This is a genomic window from Rheinheimera sp. (assembly GCF_036568245.1).
Classification (GTDB): Bacteria; Pseudomonadota; Gammaproteobacteria; order Enterobacterales; family Alteromonadaceae; genus Alishewanella.
In genome coordinates this window covers 1-4,784 of the sequence record NZ_DATCSY010000120.1, presented here as the reverse complement: position 1 = coordinate 4,784, position 4,784 = coordinate 1, and the positions used below count along the sequence as shown (strand labels likewise).

The window sequence follows — 4,784 nt, the reverse complement described above, 5'->3', positions numbered from 1 at the left end:
CGCGCCGCTGTCAAAAACCGCGCAGGCCCGGCTGGGTGTGCTGCGCGACAGTAACGACGGCTTTGTTATCGCCCAGCGCGACTTGGAAATACGCGGCCCGGGTGAATTACTCGGCACCCGCCAGACCGGTGTACTGCAGTTTAAAATTGCCGACTTAAGCCGCGACGCCGAACTGTTACCTCTGGCACAGCAACTGGCTGCCCAGCTATGGCAACAGGATCGCAGCGCCAGCCTGCAGCTGATAAAACGCTGGCTGGCTAACAAAGAGATATACGGCAATGCTTAATACCATAACCGCACAATACTGCTGGTCTGCATGATGAAAAAGATAATAATCCTGTTTTGCCTGCTGCCACTCTGGACCAACGCTGAATCACTGCGGTTGTGCCAGGAGTCTGACGCTGAAGATCCTAAACTGCACCACTATACAGTTAACAACGTTACGTATGTCGGCAAACATGCCGCTATCGCCGCGCAAGCGCTGACCCAACTTCAATACCAGTTTGTTATAGACCGTTTACCGTGGAAACGCTGTACCGCGCTGGTCGAAACAGGCGTCTATACCGCAGCCATCGGTATGGGCTGGACGGCTGAACGCAGCGAAAAATATGTCTTTCCACCGCTCAGCAGCACTGAGGCCAAGTCACCATTCCGGCTAAGCAGTATTAACTACCCGGTTTACGTGCATGCAGATAGCCAGCTGAAATGGGACGGCACGATGTTTAGCAATGTTGAATTCGGTATTGCCGCGCCCAAAGGTTATGTCGTTGAAAAGCTATTACGGCAAATGAATGTATTACTCGATACCGACGTTGGTGTTGAAGCCGCCTTTAGCCTGTTGGTGAATCACCGGCTGGACGGTCTGGTGCTGACCGAAAATGCCGGTGATACATTGCTGGCACAGCAACAGCCGGGCACTATCAGAAAGCTCGAACCCTACTTCTATTCGCAGCCCACCTTTGTTGCTTTTAGCCAGAAACAGCAAGTTTTGAACAACACAGAAATGCTGCAAATCTGGCAACAAATAGCAGAGTCACGCGAAGCGTTTTATCAATCACCAGATTAACGGCGATAGCCCGCCGTTATAAAATCAAGGTTACCGGTTTTTATTGGCAGTGCGTACTTACCCAACCGGTAACCTGGCAAATTTATCGCTGCTCACCCGGCCAACAGTTCCTGGCGTACGATTTCTGCACCGGCGGCTAACGCATTCAGCTTGCCACTTGCAATATGGCGCGGTAACGGCGCCATGCCGCAGTTAGTGCATGGATAAAGTTTATCGGCATCAACATACTTAAGCGCCTGACGCAGTGTATTGGCCACGTCTTCCGCTGTCTCGATACTATGAGTTGCCACATCAATGGCGCCTACCATCACTTTTTTGCCGCGGATAAGTTCAAGCAACTCCATCGGCACCCGCGAGTTATGGCATTCCAGCGAGATAATATCGATATTCGATTGTTGCAGTTTGGGGAATATGGCTTCGTATTGCCGCCATTCATTGCCTAAGGTCTTTTTCCAGTCAGTATTGGCTTTAATACCATAGCCATAACAAATATGTACGGCCGTTTCGCATGTCAGCCCTTCGATAGCCCGCTCCAAACAGGCTATACCCCAGTCGTTTACGTCATCGAAAAACACATTAAAGGCCGGCTCATCGAACTGGATAATATCCACCCCGGCCGCCTCTAACTCTCTGGCTTCCTGGTTTAGTAGTTTGGCAAACTCCCAGGCCAGTTCTTTGCGGCTTTTATAATGTGCATCGTACAGAGTGTCGATCATCGTCATCGGGCCTGGCAAAGCCCACTTGATCGGCTGTTTGGTTTGCTGGCGTAAGAACTTAGCGTCCTCAGCAAACACCGGTTTAGGCCTTGATACCGGCCCAACCACAGTAGGTACACTGGCATCATAGCGGTTACGAATACGCACCGTCTCACGCTTGGTAAAGTCCACGCCGCTTAAGTGCTCAATAAAGGTGGTGACAAAGTGCTGCCGCGTTTGCTCGCCGTCACTGACAATATCAACACCAGCCAGCTGCTGTTCGTGCAATGATAAGCGCAGCGCATCCTGTTTGCCGTCAGGCAGTTCTTCAGCCGGCAATTTCCACTCTGACCACAGCGTTTCAGGCTCAGCCAGCCAGGATGGTTTAGGCAAACTGCCCGCTGTTGAAGTAGGTAGTAATTTTTTCTTCATAACTTTGTTCTCTGCGTGAATACTTAAGCGAAGTTCGCCGAGGCTGACCAGTGCTCCAGAATCGCCCGGTGCGGTTTGATAAAATGCTCTTCGGCAAATTTGCCCTGGGCAACAGCCAACTTGCTGCGCTCTTCCCGGTCATACACAATTTGCGTGATCGAATGATCCTGATTTTTCAGATCCGGTTGATAGCATTTACCTGCCACCGCATTGGCGTTATAAATCTCCGGCCGGTAGATCTTTTGAAACGTCTCCATGGTACTGATGGTGCTAATAAGCTCCAGATTGGTGTAATCATTCAGCAAGTCACCAAAGAAATAAAACGCCAGCGGTGCCACGCTGTTGGCTGGCATGAAATAGCGCACCTGCAGCCCCATCTTTTTAAAATACTGCTCGGTCAACGAGGATTCATTTGGCAGGTATTCCACGCCCAATACCGGATGCTGGTTCTCAGTACGATGATAGGTCTTGTTATCTGACACACTTAGGCAGATTACCGGCGGCTTATTAAAGCGTTGCTTGTAAGCGGCAGAGCTGACAAAGCACTGGAAAAGCTTGCCGTGTAAGTCACCAAAGTTCGCCGGAATGCTGAACTTCGCCTGCTGTTTATTATGATCAAGCAGCAATACACTAAAATCGTAATCGCGCACATAAGAGGAAAAATTATTGCCGACAATGCCGTCAATACGCTCGTTGGTTTTATGATCAACAATATTGGTTTTTAGCACTTCAATTGACGGAAAGCTGTGGCCACTGCCCTCGATGTGAATATCAACCGACACTATCTCCAGCTCGACCGAATAACGATCGCCATTCGGGTTGTCCCACTGTGCTAGCGCATTAAAACGATTGTCGATCATCTTTAACGCATTGCGTAAATTCTGCCGGCGGCTTTCGCCCCTGGCCAGATTGGCAAAATTGGTGGTAAGCCGCGTATTATCTGCTGGCTGATAATGTTCATCAAAGCCAATGCTTTTAATGCTGAATGTAAAGTGATTACTCATGATGCTCTGGTATCCTTTTCGCCGATTCGCCATGAAGGCATCTAGACGTCTAAAATCATGAGGCAGTTATACGCGCAGGGCTGCATGAATAAAAATGATATTATTTCATTAATACATGAGTAGAATTAATGATTCGGCCTGTTTGCCTTTAGTTGCAGGCAACAAAAAACCGGCTTACCCAACACCCTGCAAAATGACATTTACAAAGCATAGAGCAAGCCGGTTTTGAGGCGTAAAACCCGTGTTAACTGGCCGCGCTTAGCGACAACCTAGCCGCGACCAAGCGCGCAGTGTTAAAACGAGTAACGTAAGTCGGCATAGTAAGAGCCGCCATTAAAACCAAAGGGCGCATTGGTATTAGGGTAAGCAAAAATACCGTTAAAGCTGTTTACCTCTGGCTGTTTATCCGGGTAGGTATCAAACAGGTTAATTGCGCCCACACCCAGTTGCAGTGCATCGGTAACAGCGTAATTAAAGCTGATATCTACCGTGGTTTTGCCGCTGAAGGTTTTATCGCCAGTGGCATAACCTAAGGTGTAAGGGCCAAAATAGTTCAGCCGGATATCAGATGTCAGCTTGTTGTACTGATGGTTTAAGCTCAGCACCGCGCCCTTGTTTGGGTTGGCTTTGGTTAAACGCACCTGCTCTACCCGGTCAAACAGGCTGTCTTGCAGGCCATCCAGCAACGCTGGCACTTTAATCTGATCAATACTGGTATCGTTGTACTGCGCGCTGAACGACGTTTTCCACTGCCCTAAACTGGCGGTGTCCCACTGGTAAGCCACAACAGCTTCAACCCCTTCGGTTGTGGTATCTACAGCATTGGTAAAAAACCGCACTGCGTTGGCGCCGGAATTACCTAATAGCTCGTCCAGCGTTGGGCTGCTGGCACGGTTAACGCTGCCGGTAAGAATAATGCGATCATCAATTGCAATGCGGTATGTATCCAGCGTAAAGGTTAAACCACCGTCGCCCTGAAAGGTAATACCAGCACTGATACTGGTAGCCGATTCCGGTTGCAGTGGGCCCTGGCCGATGGCACGGGTTACCTCAGACACGTTATTAAAAGTACCTGACTCGGTAGGCGTCAACACGCCGGTTTGCGGGTCGGCCACAAACAGGGTAGACAGGTTAGAAAAATACAGCTGCTGCACACTTGGCGCACGGAAAGCATCGTTTGCAGTTGCCCTGAACGCCCAGTTATCGCTTATTTGATAACGCCCCGATACCTTCCAGCTGGTGTCGCTACCAAAATCGGAATAATCTTCCTGACGCAGTGCCGCACCCCAGGTAAAGGCATCGCTCAGTGCGTTTTCTACTTCCAGGTACACTGCCGTATTGTGGCGCGATTCATCTACTTCAGATTCTGGCGTAAAGCCACCAAAACCCTGAATACCACCAGCTTTGCCCTGATAACCATAATTGCGCCAGGATAGCTCGTCACCGGCACTGATGCGGTACGCATTGTGGCGACGGCTGATCCCCGCCGATACGACTAATTCAGAATCGTTAACGAAGTCAAAGCGCTTACTGGCGTCGATATTAAAGTTTTGTTCCTGGTTTTCCAGTGAACCGGCATAGGCACTG

At 49.7% G+C, this 4,784-nt stretch carries 4 protein-coding genes and 1 pseudogene; 2 read left to right on the top strand and 3 right to left on the bottom strand.

The window, feature by feature from the left end; all coding sequences use genetic code 11:
- Together VIN66_RS05395 and VIN66_RS05390 are read left to right on the top strand one after the other, a co-directional pair.
- Positions 1-286: pseudogene (locus tag VIN66_RS05395) on the top strand (ATP-dependent DNA helicase RecG); the annotation flags it as partial.
- 30 nt (positions 287-316) lie between these two features.
- The gene (locus tag VIN66_RS05390; RefSeq protein ID WP_331923011.1) at positions 317-1,066 is read left to right on the top strand and encodes a transporter substrate-binding domain-containing protein; all 750 of its coding nucleotides are present in this window, start codon (positions 317-319) and stop codon (positions 1,064-1,066) included.
- Between the two features lie 92 nt (positions 1,067-1,158).
- On the opposite strand, the gene VIN66_RS05385 is transcribed toward VIN66_RS05390, so the two are convergent.
- From VIN66_RS05385 to VIN66_RS05375, 3 genes are all read right to left on the bottom strand, one after another.
- A complete protein-coding gene (locus VIN66_RS05385) occupies positions 1,159-2,193 on the bottom strand; it encodes a methionine synthase (protein WP_331923010.1) in 1,035 nt (344 codons plus the stop codon).
- A gap of 23 nt (positions 2,194-2,216) precedes the next feature.
- Positions 2,217-3,197 carry a DUF1852 domain-containing protein gene (locus VIN66_RS05380; protein WP_331923009.1) on the bottom strand — a complete coding sequence of 327 codons (981 nt, stop codon included), beginning with the start codon at positions 3,195-3,197 and terminating at the stop codon, positions 2,217-2,219.
- A 293-nt stretch (positions 3,198-3,490) separates the two neighbouring features.
- Positions 3,491-4,784, bottom strand: a 1,294-nt coding sequence (locus VIN66_RS05375; protein ID WP_331923008.1) for a TonB-dependent receptor plug domain-containing protein, incomplete at its 5' end; no start/stop codon positions are given.

What these genes read in the sequence shown, in the direction of transcription:
- VIN66_RS05390 (WP_331923011.1), top strand. Translation starts at nt 317, where the DNA reads ATGATGAAAAAGATAATAATCCTGTTTTGCCTGCTGCCACTCTGGACC.
- VIN66_RS05385 (WP_331923010.1), bottom strand. Translation starts at nt 2,193, where the DNA reads ATGAAGAAAAAATTACTACCTACTTCAACAGCGGGCAGTTTGCCTAAA.
- VIN66_RS05380 (WP_331923009.1), bottom strand. Translation starts at nt 3,197, where the DNA reads ATGAGTAATCACTTTACATTCAGCATTAAAAGCATTGGCTTTGATGAA.